17 protein-coding genes are annotated in these 21,920 nt (G+C 56.2%); 5 read left to right on the plus strand and 12 right to left on the minus strand.

Annotated elements, in window-relative coordinates:
- The first annotated feature begins 901 nt into the window (after positions 1 to 901).
- The gene (locus ACNKU7_RS14925; protein WP_418297796.1) at positions 902 to 3,739 is read left to right on the plus strand and encodes a cytochrome c peroxidase; all 2,838 of its coding nucleotides are present in this window, start codon (positions 902 to 904) and stop codon (positions 3,737 to 3,739) included.
- A gap of 146 nt (positions 3,740 to 3,885) precedes the next feature.
- Here the strand turns inward: ACNKU7_RS14925 and ACNKU7_RS14930 are convergent, their stop codons facing one another.
- From ACNKU7_RS14930 to ACNKU7_RS14965, 8 genes are all read right to left on the minus strand, one after another.
- A complete protein-coding gene (locus ACNKU7_RS14930) occupies positions 3,886 to 4,281 on the minus strand; it encodes a glycine zipper family protein (protein ID WP_418297797.1) in 396 nt (131 codons plus the stop codon).
- 202 nt (positions 4,282 to 4,483) lie between these two features.
- Positions 4,484 to 5,164: a hypothetical protein gene (locus tag ACNKU7_RS14935; RefSeq protein WP_418297798.1), complete on the minus strand. Its 681-nt coding sequence runs from the start codon at positions 5,162 to 5,164 to the stop codon at positions 4,484 to 4,486.
- A gap of 14 nt (positions 5,165 to 5,178) precedes the next feature.
- Positions 5,179 to 5,688, minus strand: a complete 510-nt coding sequence (locus ACNKU7_RS14940; RefSeq protein WP_418297799.1) for a DUF2878 domain-containing protein — start codon at positions 5,686 to 5,688, stop codon at positions 5,179 to 5,181.
- Between the two features lie 12 nt (positions 5,689 to 5,700).
- Positions 5,701 to 6,966, minus strand: a complete 1,266-nt coding sequence (locus ACNKU7_RS14945) for a class I SAM-dependent methyltransferase (RefSeq protein WP_418297800.1) — start codon at positions 6,964 to 6,966, stop codon at positions 5,701 to 5,703.
- Positions 6,963 to 7,796, minus strand: coding sequence for a DUF1365 domain-containing protein (locus tag ACNKU7_RS14950; protein WP_418297801.1), 834 nt, complete (start codon positions 7,794 to 7,796; stop codon positions 6,963 to 6,965). The genes ACNKU7_RS14945 and ACNKU7_RS14950 overlap by 4 nt, the downstream gene beginning before the upstream one ends.
- Positions 7,748 to 9,058 carry an NAD(P)/FAD-dependent oxidoreductase gene (locus ACNKU7_RS14955; RefSeq protein WP_418297802.1) on the minus strand — a complete coding sequence of 437 codons (1,311 nt, stop codon included), beginning with the start codon at positions 9,056 to 9,058 and terminating at the stop codon, positions 7,748 to 7,750. The genes ACNKU7_RS14950 and ACNKU7_RS14955 overlap by 49 nt, the downstream gene beginning before the upstream one ends.
- Positions 9,058 to 9,846, minus strand: coding sequence for an SDR family NAD(P)-dependent oxidoreductase (locus ACNKU7_RS14960; protein ID WP_418297803.1), 789 nt, complete (start codon positions 9,844 to 9,846; stop codon positions 9,058 to 9,060). The genes ACNKU7_RS14955 and ACNKU7_RS14960 overlap by 1 nt, the downstream gene beginning before the upstream one ends.
- Before the next feature lie 3 nt (positions 9,847 to 9,849).
- A complete protein-coding gene (locus ACNKU7_RS14965) occupies positions 9,850 to 10,284 on the minus strand; it encodes a nuclear transport factor 2 family protein (protein ID WP_418297804.1) in 435 nt (144 codons plus the stop codon).
- A 231-nt stretch (positions 10,285 to 10,515) separates the two neighbouring features.
- Here ACNKU7_RS14965 and ACNKU7_RS14970 point away from each other — a divergent pair, with 231 nt between their 5' ends.
- Together ACNKU7_RS14970 and ACNKU7_RS14975 are read left to right on the plus strand one after the other, a co-directional pair.
- A complete protein-coding gene (locus ACNKU7_RS14970) occupies positions 10,516 to 11,097 on the plus strand; it encodes a sigma-70 family RNA polymerase sigma factor (protein ID WP_418297805.1) in 582 nt (193 codons plus the stop codon).
- A gap of 11 nt (positions 11,098 to 11,108) precedes the next feature.
- Positions 11,109 to 11,810: a ChrR family anti-sigma-E factor gene (locus ACNKU7_RS14975; protein WP_418297806.1), complete on the plus strand. Its 702-nt coding sequence runs from the start codon at positions 11,109 to 11,111 to the stop codon at positions 11,808 to 11,810.
- Between the two features lie 89 nt (positions 11,811 to 11,899).
- Here the strand turns inward: ACNKU7_RS14975 and ACNKU7_RS14980 are convergent, their stop codons facing one another.
- Positions 11,900 to 15,409 carry an indolepyruvate ferredoxin oxidoreductase family protein gene (locus tag ACNKU7_RS14980; RefSeq protein ID WP_418297807.1) on the minus strand — a complete coding sequence of 1,170 codons (3,510 nt, stop codon included), beginning with the start codon at positions 15,407 to 15,409 and terminating at the stop codon, positions 11,900 to 11,902.
- A 462-nt stretch (positions 15,410 to 15,871) separates the two neighbouring features.
- On the opposite strand from ACNKU7_RS14980, the gene ACNKU7_RS14985 reads away from it, so the two are divergent.
- Positions 15,872 to 16,354, plus strand: coding sequence for an Lrp/AsnC family transcriptional regulator (locus ACNKU7_RS14985; RefSeq protein ID WP_010130896.1), 483 nt, complete (start codon positions 15,872 to 15,874; stop codon positions 16,352 to 16,354).
- Position 16,355: 1 nt separating this feature from the next.
- On the opposite strand, the gene ACNKU7_RS14990 is transcribed toward ACNKU7_RS14985, so the two are convergent.
- Positions 16,356 to 16,562: a DUF2905 domain-containing protein gene (locus tag ACNKU7_RS14990; RefSeq protein ID WP_418297808.1), complete on the minus strand. Its 207-nt coding sequence runs from the start codon at positions 16,560 to 16,562 to the stop codon at positions 16,356 to 16,358.
- A gap of 172 nt (positions 16,563 to 16,734) precedes the next feature.
- Here ACNKU7_RS14990 and ACNKU7_RS14995 point away from each other — a divergent pair, with 172 nt between their 5' ends.
- Positions 16,735 to 18,387, plus strand: a complete 1,653-nt coding sequence (locus ACNKU7_RS14995; RefSeq protein WP_418297809.1) for an amidohydrolase — start codon at positions 16,735 to 16,737, stop codon at positions 18,385 to 18,387.
- A 111-nt stretch (positions 18,388 to 18,498) separates the two neighbouring features.
- Here the strand turns inward: ACNKU7_RS14995 and ACNKU7_RS15000 are convergent, their stop codons facing one another.
- Both ACNKU7_RS15000 and ACNKU7_RS15005 read right to left on the minus strand, forming a co-directional pair.
- Positions 18,499 to 20,727, minus strand: coding sequence for a M3 family metallopeptidase (locus ACNKU7_RS15000; protein ID WP_418297810.1), 2,229 nt, complete (start codon positions 20,725 to 20,727; stop codon positions 18,499 to 18,501).
- Positions 20,728 to 21,094: 367 nt separating this feature from the next.
- Entirely contained in the window at positions 21,095 to 21,796 is a 702-nt protein-coding gene (locus tag ACNKU7_RS15005) for a glutathione S-transferase family protein (protein WP_418297811.1), read from the minus strand.
- Between the last annotated feature and the right edge of the window lie 124 nt (positions 21,797 to 21,920).

A 21,920-nucleotide genomic window follows, 5' to 3' on the forward strand; every position in this document is an offset into this window, starting at 1 on the left:
GGGAGGGAAGTTTGGAAAAGCTAGGAAAAAAGTGCACTTATTGATCAAACCGCTCTTAAAAAAGGCAGAGCGGAAACAATTAAGCGCCGCCTTAAAGGTTTTCATGCCAGCGAGTTGATACACGTCACATTCAATGGCGCAATTATTTATCTGGCCGCAAAACAGGAACAAAAGAACACGGCACAGTATTTCAGCAGGCTCAAAAATATTTTCCTCCGCCGAAGGTTTGCGCTTCCCTGATATTGTGTTTCTTCATCGCCGTGCCCCCCCTTGCCTTGATCGCAGGAACACATATTCCAATCGGGCCTTCCTATATAAGTAAAATTGCAAACTCACAAAACCAGGATCTGGCTGCACAATTTCAGTCGCCACTTACACCGACAAATGGTGGTCAACAGCCCGCAGAAATTATTCAGGGTCAATTCCGAATTCTCATACCTCGATCAAAGGCTGCCAATAAAATTCCACTTTGAATCCATAAGCGGCACCCGCTCAGCCAGTAAAGCTGCATTCGCGCTCAGCATCAAATTAAGAAAAACATCTTATTTCAAGGGAAAAATGGGAAGCACTTCCCAAGAAAAATTTAGTCACGGATAAATTTTCCAGACTTTATAACCGAGAAGGCCTGTTTGTGGTTGTCATATTCAAAACGGAAACCTACCTTTTAAATGTTGCCTAGAAATTAACCAACCCTCCATAAAGGTGGAAATTACGCCACGAGCGTTCCTCTCCTTTGGAGGGTGGTTTTTTAGGTGGCGCTCATGTTGTATTCCGTACCAGCGAGAGGGACCTAGCCATGCCACGCAGTAATGGCGATCTCCGACGGCAGTCACATGCCACAGGTATCGCACCTAACCCCGTATCTCCCAAACCACCAGGTTTTCGACAGAAGTTCTTGCGAATGTTCTTGCAACGCGGCGGTGCCTGGGGACTTTCGCTATCGATGATGGCGGGCCCGGCACTCGCGGCCGCGCCGCCCTCACTGAACAAAATCAAAGTGCCCGATGTAAACATGCTCGGGCTGCTGGACGGCGACGGCCCCGGGTTCGACCCGGCCGAATGGGAGCAGATCACCAAGCCTGGCAACCGCATCAAGTTGCAGAAACTGGGAAAGGCATTTTTCCATGAGATGCAGGCGGGCAGTGATGGTATCCAGGCATGTGCCAGTTGCCACTACAACTCCGGTGCGGATATCCGCAAAGTCAATTCGGTAAGCCCGGGGCTCCCCCGCGGCGACTTCAGCCATCAGCTACTGGGCGTAAATAAAACCCTGAAAGTTTCGCACTATGGCGGCCTAAATTCGCCTCGGGGTTTGCCGGTAAGCGAAAGCGCGGTTATCGGCGCAGGGGGAACCCCTGATCAGGCTGATGGTACGCCCGGTAACCTGGTGCCCCTGCTCAATCTCAACGGCATCAAGGGTTCCGACGTCAACGACATCGTCGGTTCTCAGGGCATGCGCGCTGTGACCTTCCAGGGCCTCAAGCAAAACGAGGTTCGCGAAAAAGGCACCCTGTGGGAGATCGACGACGGGTTCGACGACAACGATGACCTGTTCGGCGGCTTCGGCAATCTTCTGGAAGGGATCCTTCAGGTCTACACCGTACGCCGGGTAGAACCCCGCAACACACCCACCACCTATAACGCGATCTTTAACCAGAGCAGCTTCTGGGACGGCCGCGCGGACATGTTCTTCAATGGCGTGAACACCCTGGGCTTCCGCGATCCGGATGCCAAGGTGACGGTGTATACCGGCGGCAGCTATGCCGGCGAGCTGGGCGTGCTGATTCCATTTTCCTCACTCGCCTCACAGGCGGTCGGCCCCATTGGCAGCCGGCTGGAGATGGAGTTCGAAGGGCGTGGCGGTAGCGGCTTACCCAGTTACAACCTGGGGCATAAACTGCTCAACGCGGTTCCACTATGGGGCCAGAAAGTGAGCTGTACGGATTCCTTGCTGAGCGATATGACCGACTGTGGTCCCGGTGCTACGGAAGGTACAGGACTCAATGTCATGTACAGCGACCTCATCAAGGAAATTTTCTTGGAGAAATTCTGGGGGGACGGGAGTTACAACGACGTCTGCCTGGAGTGGCCCGAGTTCAAGAAAAAGCTGCCACTGAGCTCCTGCACCAGCGACTGGAACACGAAGAACCGCACGCTGATGGAAGTCAACTTCGGCCTCTTCTGGGGACTCGCGGTACAGGCCTATGAGGCAACCCTCACCACCGGCAACACTATCGTTGACCTGATGGCGGGCGGTCTAATTGATCCCGACCCGGATGGCGACCACGGCCCGAGCACCATTGTGGAGAACACCAATGGTCGGGTCATGACCCGCCTCGATATCGGCAAGGCCAAGCCCGCAGCAGGTTCACCACCACAGCAGTTCACCCGTGTGAACGGCAGAATGGTGCTGCTGATGGACTGGACCGGTATGCAGCCTGACGGCGATCTGCCGCTGGAAGATTGCGCAGCCATGTCTGCGCTGGACAAGACCGACGCCGGCCAATTGGGCGGATACAAAGCCTGCGCCATGAAAATGGCGGAGTTCATCCATCCGAAAGCCGAAACCGGTACTGAAGCGCCCAAAGCGCCGAATCAGCCAGAGAGTGGCCCTCTCGCGGCGGGTGAACCAATTGGAGGCTGCACGCCCCCCTACACTTCCCGGGTCTGTGAGGCGGCATTCGCCACCATCCAGAATATCGATGAAGGTATGGGACGCTTCCAGGCCGGTGCGACCGACTGCGCAGCTTGTCACACCTCCGCCGAGTTCACTGGTGCAACAATCAGCGGCACCATCGGCTTCGGCGCGGAAGACATTCCCGCAGATCCGGAGGAAATTCCGGCGATTCTGGAACGCATGGCGACCTTCGACAACGAAGGGGTCTACGACTCCGGGTTCTACAACCTGGCGATTCGACCTACCGGCGAGGATCTCAGCATCGGCGGCAGTATTGCCACTTCTACAGGCGGGATCATTCCCCTGTCGAAGGCCAGGCTCGCCCAGCTGATCGGTATGCTGCCTGGCGAACTGCCTGCCCCGTACAGTAAGGAAGTGATCCAGAAGATCGCGGACAATCTGAACGCGGGTATTGGCAAGGGTGGTGTCCAGGTGCCCTATCGCCCGGATGACCTCTCAGCCCGCGCTTTCGCGATGAAACTGGGTTGCGATCCGGCGGCAAACCCGGTCTGCGACCCCAACGTTGCGCCCACCGAGATCGCATTGCGAAATGCTTTCTTCAAGACACCCTCAATTCGGATGACCAAGTTTACCGGCCCGTATGGACACAACGGCTCGCGGATGAACCTGCGTCAGATGCTGGAGTTCTACAAGCGCGTGGTGGATTTCGATCTGCCAGACAACCAGCGCTTCAGCTTCAGTAACCTGAACAAGGCCAATCTGGATGCGGGGTTGCGGGTCTTCGACGTGGGCGCCGACCGTGAAGCAGCCATGATCGAAATGATGGAAACCGGCTTGACAGACTGGGGCGCTGCCTATCAGCAGGGCAAATTTGACCATCCGCAGATCTGTGTGCCCAACGGCCACGACAACAGTGGTCGTACCAAGCTGGCAAATATTCCGGCAGTGGGTATGGAAGGTAGTGCAAATCGCATCATTACCTTCCAGGAAATGCTGCAGGGCGTTACCGGGCTAGCCCACGACATGACGCAACCCTGCGACATGCCGCACATATCCAACGCAAACGGAAAGTCCGTGGTGGACATTCCGCTCGCTCCCTAAACAAGGTCACTAACATCCAAGCCCGCCACCCGGCGGGCTTTTTTTATTCCTGCCTTTTACTGACGAAAATTTCAGGCAAAAAAATGGCCGGATCAATGTCCGGCCGAAGAGCAAAGTCCTGTGAGTTGCCGAATACAAAACCTGCTTTAATTCAAAACCCGATAACCGCGCCCGCGCAGGCAGTTGCGCACGATGTAATTCTGTTCCGCATTGGCACTGCCAACGCCACTTACGCCACCTAACAGAGCGCCGGCTCCGGCGCCCGCTGCCGCAGCACTGCTGGTATCGCCGATAATCGCGCCCAGTGCCCCGCCGAGCAATGCACCACCGGCTGCGCGCACCACGCCACGCCGCCCAGCATCATTTCTCGCAGCCATGGATAACCCTTTGCAGTCGGCAAGATCCAGCTGATACTGGCGCATGTTCACGCCGTAAGTATCAATCACCACATTTCCTGCACCAGGTACCTGCTCCGGTTGATAGGCACACCCGAATAAGGTTGCTGCGCTCAAGCCCACAGCGGCCAAAATATGCAATTTCACTTGGCGCTCCTCACTACGTCTGTCGCCTGCATCCTCTTTAGGTTTAGACGTCAGTTGAAGTACACGCCAGCGGAAGCTGCAAAAATAGATGACCTGAGGGTCGGAGAAACTATACGGAAAGGGAGGCCGGCAGCGGGAAACCCTGCCGGGATAGTAAGAAGCACACTGGATCAGGCGAGCTCAGCGAGCGCGAAGTTTCGCTCTAATTCGATTCCGGATAGGTATATCCAATCCGAACTTTTTGACTTTTACCACGCGCGTCGACAAGGTTGCTGACGCCTTCAAAAACCTGAAGCCTGCGACTGTCCTCGTCATACTGTAAGTACAGGCTGCCTGCGAACAGCCTCAGCAATGGCTGGGCAACATCCACCGAAATACAAATACTGTTTTTCGAGGAATCCTTACACTCGGTGCGCTGCGCGCGCAGACCGATTTTCCGCCCGTGTACCGGTGAGGCAAAATTGAAGGTCAGTATTTCACCACGCGACAGCGACGCCCAGTGCTGCCTGACGAACACGTCAAAACCAGCATCAATTACATCAAAATCTTCAGCGGGCAGATCGACATAATTGCCATCCACACCGCGCTTCTCCTGATAGCCCAGTGTCCAGCCCGCCGACGTCTTCTGCACCTGGCGCTGCTCACCGTGGCGAAGATCCAACTGGAATACTTCGGTCAGGGGTGAGTTCACCCTTTTGAGATACTTTTTCGCAATCAGGTTACCTTCCGGGTTGTAATACAGCACCTGCCGGCTGTCATTTTCCGCAGGCAGGTGATACTCGCAATACGCCAGTCTACCGTCTGACAAATCACGCGCGATACCGGTAGCAAATACCTCGCCTTCATAACCACAAGCAGAGGCAGTCACCGCCAGCGCAAGCATCCATTCCGACACCATCAGCCAACCCCCTCCACTACACCAGGCCGGGAAAGCCCTGCCAGTAAAGGCAGGAATAGCGCCCAGATCAATGCAAACACTAGCAATGTGACGACGATGGGTTGCATCAACCACACGCCCCCATTCAGCTGGGCGCCAATGTAGTAGCTGGACGGCCCAGCCCAAGCGCCTAGTGCGGCGGCAATCCAAAGATTCTTTCGCAAAAAACCAAATGCATAACGCAATGCCAAGGCAAAATTGGCCCACAGGCATATAAGCCAAACCGGCGGCATCAAGCTGCCATCCCGATTGATCAGCAGGCCACCGGCGAACAACACCCAATCAAGAAGCACGCCAGCCGCCCAAATGCCGAACAACCAGAGTGGCTCCCGGGGCAAGTTCGCCACAAACCGCAAATGAACCCAGATATTGCCGGCCGTAAAGAGCGCGACGATAAAGGGATTTGCTACCAGCACACACACAAGCCAGGCGAGCTGGAACTGGATACCGCTAGTTATTGTGCGCCACACAATGCACTCCCGTCAGAAACTGGATTTCAGGCAACGGGGCTTCGCGAACACAAACTGTGCGGTGCTGATTACCCGCTCCAGGAATCCACCCTCGCAATAGCAGAGATAAAAATCCCACATATTGATAAAGCGGTCGTCGAAGTTTTGTTGCCGCACTGCCTCCAGATTCTGGAAAAAGGCCTCGCGCCAGGCGCGCAGGGTTCGTGCGTAGTGGTGTGTAATATCTTCCAATGCCACAATCTGCATATCGGTGTCGCGGGCGATATGATCCGCCACGACCTGATTCGACGGCAGACAGCCGCCGGGGAAGATATAGCGCTGGATAAAATCCACTTGCTTGCGGTAGCTGTGGAATCTTTGATCCTGGATGGTAATGGCCTGCATTACCATCAGGCCATCCTCTTTAAGTAACCGGCTGCAGCGGCTGAAATACTCCCGGTAGTACTGGTAACCCACGGCCTCCACCATCTCAATGGAGACAATTTTGTCGAACTGCCCTTTCAGCTCACGGTAATCCTGCATTAGCAGGGTAACGCGATCCTGCAGCCCCTCGCGCTCCACCCAGGCTTTCGCGTAGGCATGTTGCTCACGGGAAATCGTCGTGGTGGTAACACGACACCCATAATTTCTGGCCGCATGTACAGCGAGGCCACCCCAGCCGGTACCGATTTCCAGCAGGTGATCATCTGGTGTCAGTTGCAGTTTGCTGCAGATTTTCTCCAGTTTATTCACCGAAGCTTCATGCAGGCTTGCGGTTTCGGAGGGAAACACCGCGGACGAATACAACATGGTGGGATCGAGGAACAATCGGAAAAAATCATTGCCGAGGTCGTAGTGTGCGGCAATGTTTTTGCGCGAGCCGCTTTGGCTGTTGCTGTTCATGCGATGCAACACGCGTAAGAACGCCCGGTGCATGAATGTCCAGCGGGAATCCATGTCATCCAGCAGTGACATGTTTGCCACCATCACCCTTACCACGGCTACCAGATCCGGCGTGCGCCAGGATCCCTGCATATACGCTTCACCCGCACCAATGGAGCCGTTGAGCAACACCTGCACGTAGGTGTTTTCATCCTTGACGGAAATACGTGCACAGATGCGCGCGCCTGCTTCCGACTCGCCAAACTCATGCCGAGTACCATCCGGCTCCTCGATGATGAGCCGCCCTTCCTCCAGCGACTTCAGTTTGGCCAGCACCAGCCGTCTGGCCAACCCCGTCAACCAGTGCCTTGGCTCTGTTCTCTTGTCGCTATAGATAGTCTGTTCGATTGTTTTCATCCGCGCTTTCCTCCTGCTTCAGCCCCGGCGGCGCGCTGCGGATGAGTAAATACCGGCACGCGCTTTAGCCACAACTTCATTGCCTGCCAATATATGGCAGCCACTACTTTTACGGTCATGAAAGGGTATTGGATCAGGATACGGAGCATGGTTTTGCGGCTGAGTTCTTCCCGGTGCAATACCAGCGTCGCATCCAAAACCTTGTCTCCCTGTTCGAGATTCTGCAAGTACACTGACAGGTGCTCCCTCGGCGTCGTGCTGCGCCACTGATACTGTTGCGCCATCGGCATAAAGGGCGAAACGTGCATTTCCTTGGCGAATTCGGCCTTTTGTACACTGCTGCCTTGCCGGCAATCCAGGACGTATCCATGCCGTTCGTTCCAGGGCGTATTGTGGACATCCAGCAACAGCCATTGCACCCGTTCCCCCTCGGGATCGAAGCAGTAGTAGACCGATATCGGGTTCATATTAACCCCGAAATAACGCCAGTTGGCCAGCATCCTGATTGAACCGGTGGGCCGTTCGCCCGTTTCCTGTTCAATGCGCTGGCGCACCGCTTCATCGAGGCTTATTTCCGGATCGCCGAAGAAGTCCTCGCGACGGAACCGAACCGGTGCGCCCACCCGCGTGCTCCACAGCGGCGATAACGCCAGCACTCTGTCGAGCTCTGCCAGATCCAGATACAGCATAAACACACGGTAGCGAAAACTGTTGTGCCGCGGGGAAAATCGACGGTGCTGCACCCAGCCGCGATAGATTGCGCTCCGCAAGGGGGTATCCACTAGGCAGGCTCCCCCATCACGCCTGCTTGCGGCTCCGCCGCAACACACGGCTCACAGTCATCAAGTGTTACCCCAAATGCCTCAGCCACACGCAGCGCACTGTTCACGCCATCTTCGTGGAACCCGTTTGCCCAATATGCGCCGCAGAACCAGGTTCGATTGACGCCATTGATCTTTTCCCACTGTTGCTGAGCCAGCATCCCCTCAACGGAAAATTGTGGGTGGGCATATTCAAAGCGCCCGATTACCTGATCTGGATCTATGGCTTCGTCTGCATTCAGTGTTACACAATAAGTCTTGCTGCTGTCCAGCCCCTGCAGGATATTCATGTTGTAGGTCAAAACCGGCAGCTGATCCTCGGCCGTCTGCAACCGATAGTTCCAGCTCGCCCAACTGCGTCGCCGCTTGGGTAAAAGCCCTTTGTCGGTATGCAGAACCACGGAATTTTTTGCGTACGGTATTGCCCCGAGAATCGCGCGCTCGTCCTCACTGGCATCACCAAGGCTGGATAACGCCTGATCCGAGTGGCAGGCAAAAACTACCGCATCAAAGCGCTCCGCAGTGCCGTCCCCAGTAACCACTTCCGTAAAGTCTTCGCGGCGCAGTACGGCGGTTACCGGGGTGTTCAAGCGTATACGATCTGCAAACGACTTAACCATGGGCTCAATATAGCTACGCGAGCCTCCCCGAATTACCCGCCACTGGGGCCGGTTGAAGATATTGAGCAAACCGTGGTTGATGAAGAAACGTATAAAAAAGCCCACTGAAAATTCGCGCATTTGCGCCAGGCTGGCGGACCAGATTGCGGAGCCCATCGGCACCAGGTAACGCTCGCTAAATTCCCGGGAATAGCCATTGTCGCTGAGGTACTGCCCGAGCGTGGTCACTTCACTCACGGCACCACGCTCCCAGTCCCGCACGGCCTCCCGGTTAAAGCGCAAAATATCCCTGAGCATACGCCAGTGGCCAGCCTGAAGCAGCGTACTGCGCTTTGCGAACAGACTATTCAGGTTATTGCCCGCATACTCGAAATCCGCCACCGGATCACAGACGCTGAAGCCCATTTCCGTCGGCTGGGATTCCACACCCAACTGCTTCAGCAAACGGATGAAATTGGGATAGGTCCAATCGTTGTAAACAATGAAACCGGTATCTATCGCCAGGCTGCGACCATCTTCATCGACATCCACTGTAGCGGTATGCCCTCCCAGGCGGTTGTCCGCTTCAAACAGCGTAACTTCATGCTTTCGGCTCAGTAAATAGGTAGCAGTAAGACCTGAAATGCCGCTACCGATTATGGCAATACGCATCAGTGGAACCTCAGTTTGTAAATTCGAGTTATTTTGGGAGCACAGAATCGAAACCAAAGGGTGCGGAAGAAGCCGAGAAATCGCAGCGGCAAGCTCAGGCGTCGGGGGAAATCTATCTGTTTATGCCCCGCTTCCAGACCACTCAAAATACGCTCAGCCGCACTTTCCGGCGACATCAGAAAAGGCATGGAAAAGTCATTGGTGGAAGTCAGGGGCGTATCCACAAAACCCGGCCGGATGTGCACGATGCTCAGTGCCACGCGCGATGTGTCGGCGCGCACAGCATCAAGAAAATAGCCCAAAGCCGCCTTGGAGGCACCGTATGCTTCCGCGCGAGGGAAGCCGACCACCGAGGAAAGACTGCCGACAGCCGCAAACACCGGTTTTTGTGCCGGTGACATGGCGCGAGCCAGATGCGGCAGTGCCAGGCGCAAGGTGTTGACCACCCCGAAAAAATTCGCGTCAAATACCCGTCGATAGCTCGCGATGTCCAGCTGCAGACCATCGTCATACTCACAGGTACCAGCGCAGGCAATCACAAGGTCCAACTGATCCGTAAGCTCAGACAAGGCGCGCTGCGCACGCACCATGTCTTCGTCATTGCCCACGTCACAGTCCAGCACGCGTATACGCGTGGGCGCCAGCATCTGCAGTTCGAGCAACTTGGTCCGTGAACGGCTGCTGACAATGATGAAATTGTTGCGTTTCACCAGTAACTTGACGAGGGCTTGCCCGACGCCAGAACTGGCGCCGGTAATCCAGATGTTCTTGTCGCGAATCTCCCACATTCCTTAGCCCTCCCCTGCTCGGGCAATGCGTGACTTGATCGCCCGCACCACGCTTCCGACCACGGGCACCCGCTCATAGACCATAGCGCCCATGTCGTAGAAGTCTTCATGAAAGTAGATCTTGTCCTCAAACTGAACGAGGCTGCAGCCTCGCAGGGTGAGGTTCTTACCCCCCTGAAGAGCGCGATGGGAAAAGTGCATATGCCAGGGCAGGCATGCGCCATTGGCGGACACTACCGGGCTGTCGAACTCGAATACACACTTGTTGAGTCCTTCGCGGGTGCCCTCAAAGTAACGGCGCACAGCGGTCAGGCCGGCAACTTCATGCACCGGATCCCGGAATACTACATCGGGCCTATAGAAAAGCCCGAGCTGCTCGGGGTCAGCCGTTAAAAAGTTTCGGTAGTAAGCCTGAAGTTCGGCCAGCAGGTTTGGCATGGCAGTTTCCATCACTGTTCAGTTACCGGTACTTACGCCACCACAGGCAATCTGGATCAGCGCGCAGGAGGATTTTCACGAACCGTGACCCTACGGTACGGGTTTTAGCCATCTGCCGCCAGATAATTGCAACCTGGAGTGATCCAGCCGTGTGTTTGCACCGTAGAAACCGTCGACAAACCAGAGCAGACCGCTATGATGACGCAGGAGCAACCCATCCACGGATATCAGGTGAAGATAGAGCAAACTCGCGACGATGACTGGAGCAACCTTCTGGTTCTGGTAGGCAATAAGCGTGACCGGCAGGCTTTCGAACGCCTGTTCCATCACTTTGCCCCACTGATCAAAGGTTTTCATCACAGCCGCAGCAACCAGGTAATGAGCCACGAAGCTGCAGACGAGCTGGTTCAGGAGGTCATGTTCCGGGTTTGGCGCAAGGCACCCAGTTTCGATCCGCGCAAGGCATCTGCGAACACCTGGGTCTATACGATCATGCGCAATTGTCGAATTGACTTTATCCGCCGCAATAGCCGTCACGTGACGGATGGCGAGATCGAAGTAGACGACATCTGGGATGAATCTCCCGACAGTCAGCCATTTGCCGTGCTCCAGAAATCACGCAATGAGCGTGATATCGCAGAAGGCTTGAGCAGTTTGCCGGCAGAACAGGGCCACGTTATCGAGAAAGCCTACATCGAGGGCAAGTCTCACAGTGAAATCGCTGAGGAACTTGGTCTGCCTTTGGGTACCGTTAAATCCCGGGTTCGACTCGCGCTGAAGAAATTGCACAGCGCGATGAAGCGTGCCGAGTGAACGAGGTCAGTATGAGTCGACACTATCCAGAATATCACCCTGAAGCGGACATGCTGCTTGAGTACAGCGCTGGCAACCTGGCGTGGGCACAAAGTCTCGCGGTATCCACACACATACAGCTGTGCCCGCACTGCCGGCAACAGCACCAGCAACTCAACCGCGTGGGCGGCAACCTGCTCGATCAGTGCGCGCCCCAACCGGTCGCGAACAGCGCCCTGCAGCGCCTGATGGATCGCATTGAGACCAGTGAGGATCCCGACCAGAGCGAAGAACCGGCCAAGCCCGTGCAGCCAGCGCGCCGCATCGGCAATGACCCCGCGCTGGCGGACCTGCCTCAGGTCATCCACAAGGTGGTCAAGCGCAACCTGCCACTAAAATGGCGGCGCGTGTCCCCGGCATTGACCATGACCCGGTTAAAAACCGCGCAAGACAAATACGAAGTGGCCTTCCACCGCATCTGTCGCGGCGGGCGCATAGCGGAGCACGACCACCGGGGTGAAGAAATCATCGTCGTGTTACACGGCAGCTTTTCCGACGCAGACGGCGTCTACAAGCAGGGAGACTTCCTTGTGCGCCGTCCGGGAGAAGTGCACAGGCCAATCGCCACGGAAGATCAGGAGTGCCTGTGCCTTTCGGTAGTAGAGGCACCAGTTGCGGTAACCGGTGTACTCGGCTGGCTGGTAAATCCGTTCCTTTCCTTCCGAGCCAGTTAACCACTCGGCATCTCGACTGAGATCGCCCGGCTGCCACAGGCAATCATTTGCCTGTGGCAGCCGGGCAGCAGACTCAGGGTAACCCTCTTCTATACCGCGACAGCGCCTGACACAGCATTCCCGCTGTGAAAACCGCCCAACAACCGCTGCCAGTCGTCCCGCACTTTCGCGTAGCTTGCCGCGCGCACATGCCCGTAACCCCGCACCTGCTGTGGCAATGACAGCAACGCCATAGCCTGGTCGCGATTACTGTCGTTCAAGCCTGAGGCTACGAGCAACACGGCATTGCGGACTTCCCGCGCCCAACGGCGCTCTTCCCTGCGCTCGGCGGTGTAGCCGAAGATATCAAGCAAAGTCCCGCGAATGACCTTTCCTTTTGCCAGCACCGGCAACAACTTGGCCAGCCAGGGGCCCAGGGTGATTTTACGCACCTTGCCGGAGGCATCGGGACGCGCCAGAAGCGGCGGCGCCATCAGGAAGTTCAACCGGTAATCGCCGCTGAAAGTTTCCCGCAACTGGCGCTGGAAAGATTCGCCGCTATACAGGCGCGCCACTTCATATTCATCTTTATAGGCCATCGCCTTGAACAGGCTGGCAGCGGCCGCGCGGGTCAAACTGCCATCGCTGCCAGCAAGCTGCTTTTCAGATGCATGGAGGGTAGTGATGGCGCGATGAAACACCTTCGCATAGGCGCCGCTCTGGTAGGCCTTAAGCTCTCCGGCGAGGCGCTCTACCAATGCATCCACTGTTTCCACCTGATCGACGATTTTCACCGGCTGTTCCGGCGCCAACAGCTGATTGATCGCATTCGGATTTTCGGCCAGCAACCGACCGGCGCGGAAGGCTCGCAGGTTGCTCTCGACCGCGACACCGTTCAGCTCCACCGCCCGCTCCAGCGCTTTCTGGGTAACCGGGAGCAGTCCGCGCTGGCAGGCATAGCCGAGCATCATCAGGTTGGCTGCCACTGAGTCGCCAAACAGCGCCTCGGCGTAGCGGTTGGCATCGAATGCAAAATACTCCCCTGCAACAGCTTCAATACTGCCGCTGGTTGCATCAGCCGGGAAGGCGATGTCGTTGTTGCGCACAAACGCCGCAACGGGGACTTCAGCCGTGTTGACCAGCGCCCGAATCTGCCCGGTGGCAAATTTGTTGCGCTGGGCTGCTGCAGTCACCATGTCACACCCGACCAACAGATGTGCCGCACCATCGCGAATACGCGCGGTGGTAATATCTTCCGGCCGCTCGGCGACTTTCACATGAGCCACCACTGCGCCATTTTTTTGTGAGAGGCCGGTGAAATACAGGGTGGTACTGCCCTTCTCTTCCAGGTGCGCCGCCATTCCCAACAGCGCCGCCACGGTCAACACCCCGCTACCGCCAATCCCCGCCACCAGAATATTCAGCGGTTCAGTCAGTTGTGGTTGCGGCGCGGCGGGCAGCGAACTGCACGCACTGTCGATCGCCTGTGCGAGCACATTGACTTCCGGCTTCTTGAGCGTACCGCCCTCAACGGAAACGAAACTGGGACAGAAACCATCGGCACAGCGCATATCCTTATTACAGCTCGACTGGTTCACCTGGCGCTTGCGGCCGTATTCTGTTTCCAAAGGCTCTACCGCAATGCAGCTCGACTGCACACTGCAATCACCGCAGCCTTCACAAACCCGATGGTTAATCAAAAGGCGTTTCGCCGGATCCGGCATCTGGCCTTTTTTACGTCGACGACGCTTTTCCGCCGCACACACCTGCTCATAGATAATGGCGGTAACGCCGGAAGTATCGCGCAACTCTCGCTGTACAGAATCCAGTTCGCTGCGATCGTATATTTGCAGCGCAGCTGGCAGCTGCCCGCGCTGGTTACGCCAGAAACCCGGGTTTTCACTCACCAGACAAACCCTGCCGACACCTTCGGCCAGCAACTGCCGGGACAGCGTGGGCACAGTGACTTCGCCATCGGCGGGCTGCCCGCCCGTCATCGCGACGGCGTCATTTAACAGGATTTTGTAGGTGATATTGACCTTGCTGGCGACAGCCTGGCGGATCGCCAGCAAACCGGAGTGGTTGTAAGTTCCGTCACCCATATTCTGGAAAATATGCTTGTCGCTGGAGAAGCGATGCAACCCCACCCAGTGTGCGCCTTCCCCCCCCATATGCGAATAGGTATCGGTGCGCAGCCCCTTGCCCAGCGCCATGATATGACAGCCGATACCCGCGCTACCGGTACTACCCTCGGGCAACTTGGTCGATGAATTGTGCGGACAGCCGGCACAGAAAATCGGCTCACGCGCCAGCAGCCCTTCGGCTTTCGGCACAACATTGGTGCCGAGCCTCTCCGCGCACCGCACCAGCCGCTCGGCCAGCTCAGTATCACCCAGCCAGCGGGCAATTGCCCTGGCCACCTGATCCGGACCAAATCCCCAGATTGCCGGCAGCAGATCATTGCCATTCAGGTCTTTCTTACCGCTTACCCGAGGCCGATCCGCGTCGCTCCAACCGTAGAAAAGATTTTTCATCTGGTCCTCGACCAGCGGGCGCTTCTCCTCCACCACAAGAATACGGTCCATGCCACGGGCAAACTCGCTCATGCCACGGGGCTCAAGCGGCCAGGTCATAGCAACCTTGTGAATGGAGATTCCCGCCCGGTGCAGATCCGACTCGCTCAACTCGAGCAGCTTCAGCGCCTCCATCAGGTCACCGTGCGCCTTGCCGACAGTGACGATGCCGAAGCGCTTCACCGGCGCTGCAACGACGGTCTTATCGAGTCCGTTGGCATAGGCGAAGGCCTGTGCTGCAGGCAGCCGTTCCTCCAGCATGCGCCGCTCATACTCCATGCGTTCGGCGGGCCAGTTAAGGTTGGGATCGTAATTGAGCCCATGGGGTGGGATTGGGAACTCTCCGGGCAGCACAAATTCCGGCAGCGAAGGCACGAGAATAGAAGATCCGGACTCTACTGTTTCGGTAATGGTCTTGAAACCCACCCAGAGCCCGGAAAACCGTGACAGTGCTATGCCGGCCAAACCGAGGGTAAGGTATTCCTCAATATCTGCCGGAAATAACAGGGGCATCATTACCGATTCAAAAATCTGATCGGTATTGTGGGAGAACATCGAGGATTCCGCCGTGTGGTCGTCGCCACACAGGGCGAGCACGCCGCCGAGTTTCGAGGTGCCCTGGATATTCGCCTGGCGAAACACATCAGCGCTGCGATCAACGCCGTGGCCCTTGCCATACCAGATCGAAAATACCCCGTCGCGAGTTGCCTGACGGCGGTAATGATCGAGCAACTGCGTGCCCCAGATATTGGTAGCACCGAGGTCTTCGTTGATCCCGGGCTCAAAGTGAATATCCCGTTCAGCCAGCAGCTTCTTGTGCCGCCAAAGGGTCTGGTCAAATCCACCAAGGGGGGAGCCACGATAGCCGGAGATAAACCCGGCCGTATTCAGCCCTGCCCGCTCATCCAGCTGCTTTTGCATCAGCGGCAGACGCACCAGGGCATCAATCCCGGTAAGAAAAACGCGGCCGCTTTCACGGGTAAAGGCTGTCTTCAGGGAGTATTCGCCGTCGAATCCAAATTCCTGATCGCTTTCGACCATCGCCATCGCAATTACCTACATCTGTTGGCGGCGCATCACCTGCCGGGGCTTCCGTTGTTGTTGCAACGAGCACATACCGATCAGGCTGGGGACAGCGCCTTGTTTATTGTGTTTTGCCGTAAACTATCACTGGCTGGACGGGCAAGTCATACCAAAATGACCAACCTGAGACACCATCACACACAATAATCGCCACAATTTTGGGTTTTTCTGCAATAATTGGAAACTCAGAGGGCAAAGATGAGAAACACTGTCATTTCCGCCATATCGGCACTTTCCGGTACCGTGGAAGTGGGCCTGAGCCGGGACTGCCGTCGGGTTTGCCAGGCTTTCGGATCCATGGCTATATTCGTCTTCTGAATAAATAAACGTTTTTGGTCACAAGTCTGGATCAGCCAAATCCCGGGCCTGCCAACTTGCCGAAACCAAAACCTTAAAATGAGCGATTCATTGAGAGCTGGTTAATTTATGGCTTACTTACTTGATGCCATCGACAAACACATTCTGGAAATACTCCAGGAAGACGCGACCATCCCCAATATCGAGCTGGCGGAAAAGGTTTGCCTCTCGCCCTCTCCCTGCTCCCGTCGGGTCAAGAATTTGCACGAGCAGGGATTCATCAAGCGGGCGGTAACGCTGCTCGAACCCGACAAGGTGGGATTACCGGTTAGCGTATTTATTCAGGTGACCCTGAACCACCAGGTAAAGAAAGAGTTACAGCATTTCGAGTCCACCATTGGCCAATGGCCTGAAGTGATGGAGTGCTATTTGATGACCGGTGATTTTGACTATTTGTTGCGCGTTGTCGTGCCCAACCTGCATGCCTATCAGGAGTTTCTCGACAAGAAACTCACGGAGCTCCCCGGTATCGACCATATCAAGAGTAGCTTCTCGCTCAAGCAGGTACGCTACCGCACGGAGCTGCCACTGGATCAGCTGCTGGAAAAATAATTCAGCGGCGGAAAAAACTTATGATAAGACTCAGCAGGACACTGACGACAATCATGGTAGTGATCGGGAAATAGACTCGGCTGCGCTCGGTTTCGATATGGATATCCCCGGGCAAGCGTCCAAACCAGTTGACCAACCAGGGCGCATACTGCAACGCCACCCCGATCAACACCATCAGGCAACCCGCCACAATCAACCATCGACTCACATTCACCTTCCTCTCGCCACTCAGGTAAACCGTAAATACGTCGCACCTCCACTCCAGTATAAGCCTGCCGCCGGAATGCGCGAATGCAGCACGTGGGTACCATTTGGCAGCAACTTTATCCGCTGATACCATCGAGGAGACTCACCCAGACGCTCTAATAAGGCTAAAAATCATGCGCCTCTCTCATACCCTAGCCGGCTTGTGTGCCCTGCTCACCTCCTGGAACCTGCACGCAACAACACTGGTGCACAACTTCTCCGGCTACCAAACCAGTGAAGACAGCCTGGAAAAATTCAACACGCTCGTATTCGACCAGGGCAAAGTCCTGGCCACCGGTGACTACGCGGCACTCAGCCAACAGTACCCGACGGCAAAAACCATCGATGCCGGTGGCAAGGTAATGCTGCCGGGGCTGATCGACGCCCACGGCCACGTGCTGGGGCTGGGCAGGCTGCAGCAACAGCTGGATCTACGAGATCTCGACCTGCCGCAGACACTCACTGCGATTGAACAGTTTTCACACAAACTGCAATCAGACGAGTGGCTGATTGGCCGCGGCTGGAACCAGGTGCTCTGGCGCGGCAAGCAATTCCCGACCCGACAGCAGCTCGACGCACTGGATATCGACCAGCCAATTTGGCTGCGCCGCGTCGACGGGCATGCGGGGTGGGCCAATAGCGCCGCGCTGAAGCGCGCGGGTATCACCCGCGAATCACGTGCGCCGGCGGGAGGAGAAATCATTCGCGATGAACATGGCGAGCCGAGCGGCGTACTCGTTGACAACGCAATGGCAATGCTGGAACGCGTAATCCCACAGCCAAGCCTGCAGGAAGAAAAAGCGGCGCTCAGCACTGCTTTTAACCTCGCCCTGTCTCTCGGCCTGACCGGCGTTCACGACGCCGGCATCGAGAAACAGACCCTGGAGGCCTACCGCCAACTGGCCGCGGAAAAGGCGATCCCCCTGCGCGCCTATCCGATGCTTTCGGCCGACGACAAACACCTGCCAGAACTACTCGGTGCCGGTTATGTCGGCGCAGCCGACGAAAAACTGTATGTGCGCAGCGTCAAGGTCTATGCGGATGGCGCACTAGGCAGTCGCGGCGCCGCCCTGCTCCAGCCCTACCATGATCGCCCGGGCGAAAAAGGCCTGCTGATTCATCAGAAAAGCGAACTGTTGAGCCAAATCAAACTGGCCGCCGACAGCAAGTTCCAGGTCAACGTGCACGCCATTGGCGATCGCGCCAACCAGATCGTACTGGACATGTTCCACGCGCTTAACAAGGAGCATGACCAGAAGCCGTTCCGCCACCGTATCGAACACGCCCAGGTGCTGACACTGGACGATATCGAGCAGTTTCCATCCCTGAACCTGATCGCTTCCATGCAGCCGGTACACGCAACCAGCGACAAGAATATGGCTGGCGACCGCCTGGGCGAGAAGCGCCTAGAAGGTGCCTACGCATGGCGGAAGTTCCTCGAGCAGGGCACCAGGATTGCTTCCGGTTCTGACTTCCCTGTAGAGCCGGTCAATCCGCTTTTCGGCCTGCATGCCGCGGTCACGCGTCGGGACCGGCAAGGGCAACCAGATAAAGGCTGGCATATGGAAGAAGCGATGACGATGGAAGAAGCGCTGCGCTCCTTCACCCTGGACGCTGCCTATGCCAGCCACCAGGAACAGTTCATCGGCAACCTGGAGCCCGGCAAGTTTGCTGACTTTATCCTGCTTGACCGGGATATCTTCACCATTGATCCGCAAGAGATCTGGAAAGTACAGGTACTGGAAACCTGGGTGGAAGGCGAGAAAGTGTACGCGCGCAATATGTAAGCGTTTGACGTACACTCCCAGCTGTTTCTCAGCGTCGGGAACCGCCCATAAAAAAGCCGCGGCACATCAGGTGCCGCGGCTTTTTACTTTACACAGGTCACGTGAGTAAACTTAGTTCGAGGCAGTCGCCACCGACTTGGTTTTCTCACCCGGTACCGGAAAACCCCGATCGCGCATCAACGGCTCGATACCCGCATCGCGCCCACGGAACAGTCGGTACGCTTCCGCCGGATCCATAGCATTACGCGGCGCGAACAGGTACTTCACCAGTTTGCCCGCCACTTCTTTATCGTAGAAACCACCCTCCGCTTCGGCAAAAGCTTCGGACGCATCAGACGTCAGGACATCGGCCCACATGTACCCGTAGTATCCTGCAGAGTAGCCTTCACCAGAGAAGATATGGCCGAAGTGCGGCGTGCGGTGACGCATCACCAGCTCCGAAGGCATACCCAGGGCCTGCAGGGTTTCACGCTCGAATTTATCCGGGTCAATACCTTCCGGATCCGTGGTGTGCAGTTTCATATCAACCAGCGCAGAAGCCAGGTATTCAGTGGTTGCGAAGCCCTGGTTGAAGTCGGCGGCTTTCTTGATCTTGGCCACAAGTTCCGCAGGGATCGGCTCACCAGTCTTATAGTGCACCAGGTAATTGTCGATGATCGGATCAGTGCTCAACCAACGCTCCAGTAACTGGGACTGGAACTCGGTGTAATCACGCACACCACTGTTCAGGGTCGGATACGCTACATTGGACGCGAGAAAGTGCAGTGCGTGGCCGAATTCATGGAAGAAAGTTTCGGCATCGTCCCAACTCACCAACACCGGTTCACCAGGCGCACCCTTTATGAAATTGGAGTTGTTTGAGGCGAGTACCGTCTGCTTGCCATCGAAGGTCGTGTGATCGCGGTACATACTCGCCCAGGCTCCAGACCGTTTACCGGCGCGAGCGAATGGATCCAGGTACCACAAGCCGATGTGCGCTCCGGTCGTCTTGTCTGTTACTTCCCATACCTTCACGTCTTCATGGAAGACCGGTACGGAACCCTCTTTAACCGGAGTAAAAGCGAAATTGAACAGTTCACCGGCCACGTAAAACATACCTTCACGCAGCTTGTCGAGCTGCAGGTATTGCTTAACTTCATCGGAGTTCAGGTCGTACTTGGCTTTGCGAACCTTCTCCGCATAGTAGCGATAATCCCACGGCTCGATCTTGATACCTGCCTTCTCAGCATCGGCCACCGCCTGCATGTCTGCCACCTCTTCATGCACACGAGCCACCGCAGCAGGCCATACCGCCTCCATCAGCTCGATTGCATTGGCCGGGTTTTTCGCCATGCGATTTTGCAGGCGCCACTGGGCATAATTTTCAAAGCCAAGCAGGCCCACACGCTCATCGCGCAGCTTCAGGATCTCGGCGATGATCGCATTGTTATCGTGCTCACCGCCGTTGTCACCGCGACTGTAATAGTTATTCCAGACCTTCTCGCGCAGCTCGCGGTTATCGGAGTACGTCAGGAAAGGATCCATGGAGGAGCGGGTATTGGTGATTGCGTATTTGCCCTTCTCACCTTTTTCTTCCGCGAGCGCTGCGGCTGCAGCGACGAATGATTCCGGCAGGCCGGCAAGCTGGTCGCTGGTCAGGAAGAGATCGTACCCCTCCTCATCGGCCAGCACATTGTTGGCAAAACGGGTGTGGAGTTCCGCGAGGCGATTATTGATCTCGGCATAACGCGCTTTGGCTTCGCCTGTCAGTGTCGCACCGTTGGTTGCGAACTGATCGTATACCAGCTCGACCACTCGCAACTGTTCTGCATTCAGGTTGGCGGTTTTGCGCGCGTCGTACACAGCCTTTACGCGCTGAAACAACTTGTCGTTTTGAACAATTTTACTGTTGAAGGCGGCCAGCTTTGGGGCCATTTCCGCTTGTACAGCGCGGAATTCCGGAGACGACATATTGCCGCTCCAGATACCCCAATAGGTGAACACACGATTCAGTGCCTTGCCACTGCGCTCCATTGCCTCAATGGTGTTGGCAAATGTCGCCGGCTCAGGGCTGTTGGCAATCGCATCAACTTCGGCCAGCCTCTCCGCCATACCAAATTCAAGCGCCGGCTTGAGGTCAGCAACCTTCATCTTGTCAAACGCCGGCACGCCCCCGTATGGGCCTTTCCACTCGACAAGCAGAGGGTTACTCAGCGTCGCTGTCACCTGCCCGGACTCGGCAATTGCCACCGCCGCAGATTCCGGAACAACCGCAGTTTCCAGATTTTGGGATTCTTTGCTGCACCCAGCCATAGTCGCCAGCGCGGCGGCAATGGACATAGCGATCAGGGTTTGACGCATCGGCATGGTCCTCTTAGTTATTGGTATTGGGTAATTGTTCAGGCGCCATTTGTACGCCATTAGTATCGAGTGTTACTAAATAGTTGGCCGAGTGTACCCCGCCATCCGGCATATCTCCACGCCCATGCCCTATATGACTAACCTGCCGCGATGAAACGATGAATTAGCGCGACTGCTCCCCCACCGCTGATTAACTTTTCGGAGGTTGCTACTTGCTATGTTAAAAACGTCATTTGATAACGGCTTATTAAGTGCATTGTTTTTCACTGATATATCAACGGCGTCGCCAGTTCCTGGCTTGCCGTTGATTGCATGGTGAAGGTGCGCTTCCGGGGGATCGGAAGCACTTTAACTATCTGCGCAAAGATTACGCGCCCGGAATGGAGTGCGGTTGCCGACGATCTTCCACGATGGCTCCCTGGCGAATGAGCTCCTGTTCATGATCCTCCTCGCGCCAGGGCTCACTTAGCGCGGCCTCTACCCAAGCCTGCATGCCCGAAAGGGCCCGCAAACGCGCAGCGTATTCCGTGCTGGCGCTACTGAGCGAAAGGCCATACCCCGCCAAGCGCATTGCCACCGGCGCAAAAAATGCGTCCACCGCCGTAAACGTCCCACCGGCCAGAAATGGCCCCCCGAATCGATCAAGTCCCTGCTGCCAGAGCTCATCAATCCGATCCAGGTCTTTTTGCAGCGCATCATCAATCCGCTCAAGGCGCACCGTGACCCCGCAGTTCATGCTGCACTGATTGCGCAGCGCAGAAAAACCTGAGTGCATTTCTGCCGCTGCACAGCGCGCCCACGCACGAGCACCCACCTCCTCCGGCCAGACGCTACGATGGCTTTCGTAGAGATACTCCGTAATTGCGAGAGAATCCCAGACCGTGATCTCACCGTCGACAAGACACGGAACCAGCCCAGTGGGAGAAAAGCGACGAAACTTCGACCAGCTACCGCCCTCATCGAAAGGCACCAACTCTTCACCGAAAGAAATCCCGAGCTCAGTCATCAATAGCCAGGGGCGCAGTGACCAAGAGGAATAATTTTTATTACCGATATAAAGCTGATACATCACATGGCTCCCTTGTGAAACTCCTGAATCCAGACGGTAAAAAAACAACTAACGGCTGTCCGCGCCGGCAGTGGAACTGTGGGCACACGCCTGTCATTCCACTGCCATCTACTTAAATAACGAT

The organism is Microbulbifer weihaiensis (assembly GCF_048323715.1).
Classification (GTDB): Bacteria; Pseudomonadota; Gammaproteobacteria; order Pseudomonadales; family Cellvibrionaceae; genus Microbulbifer.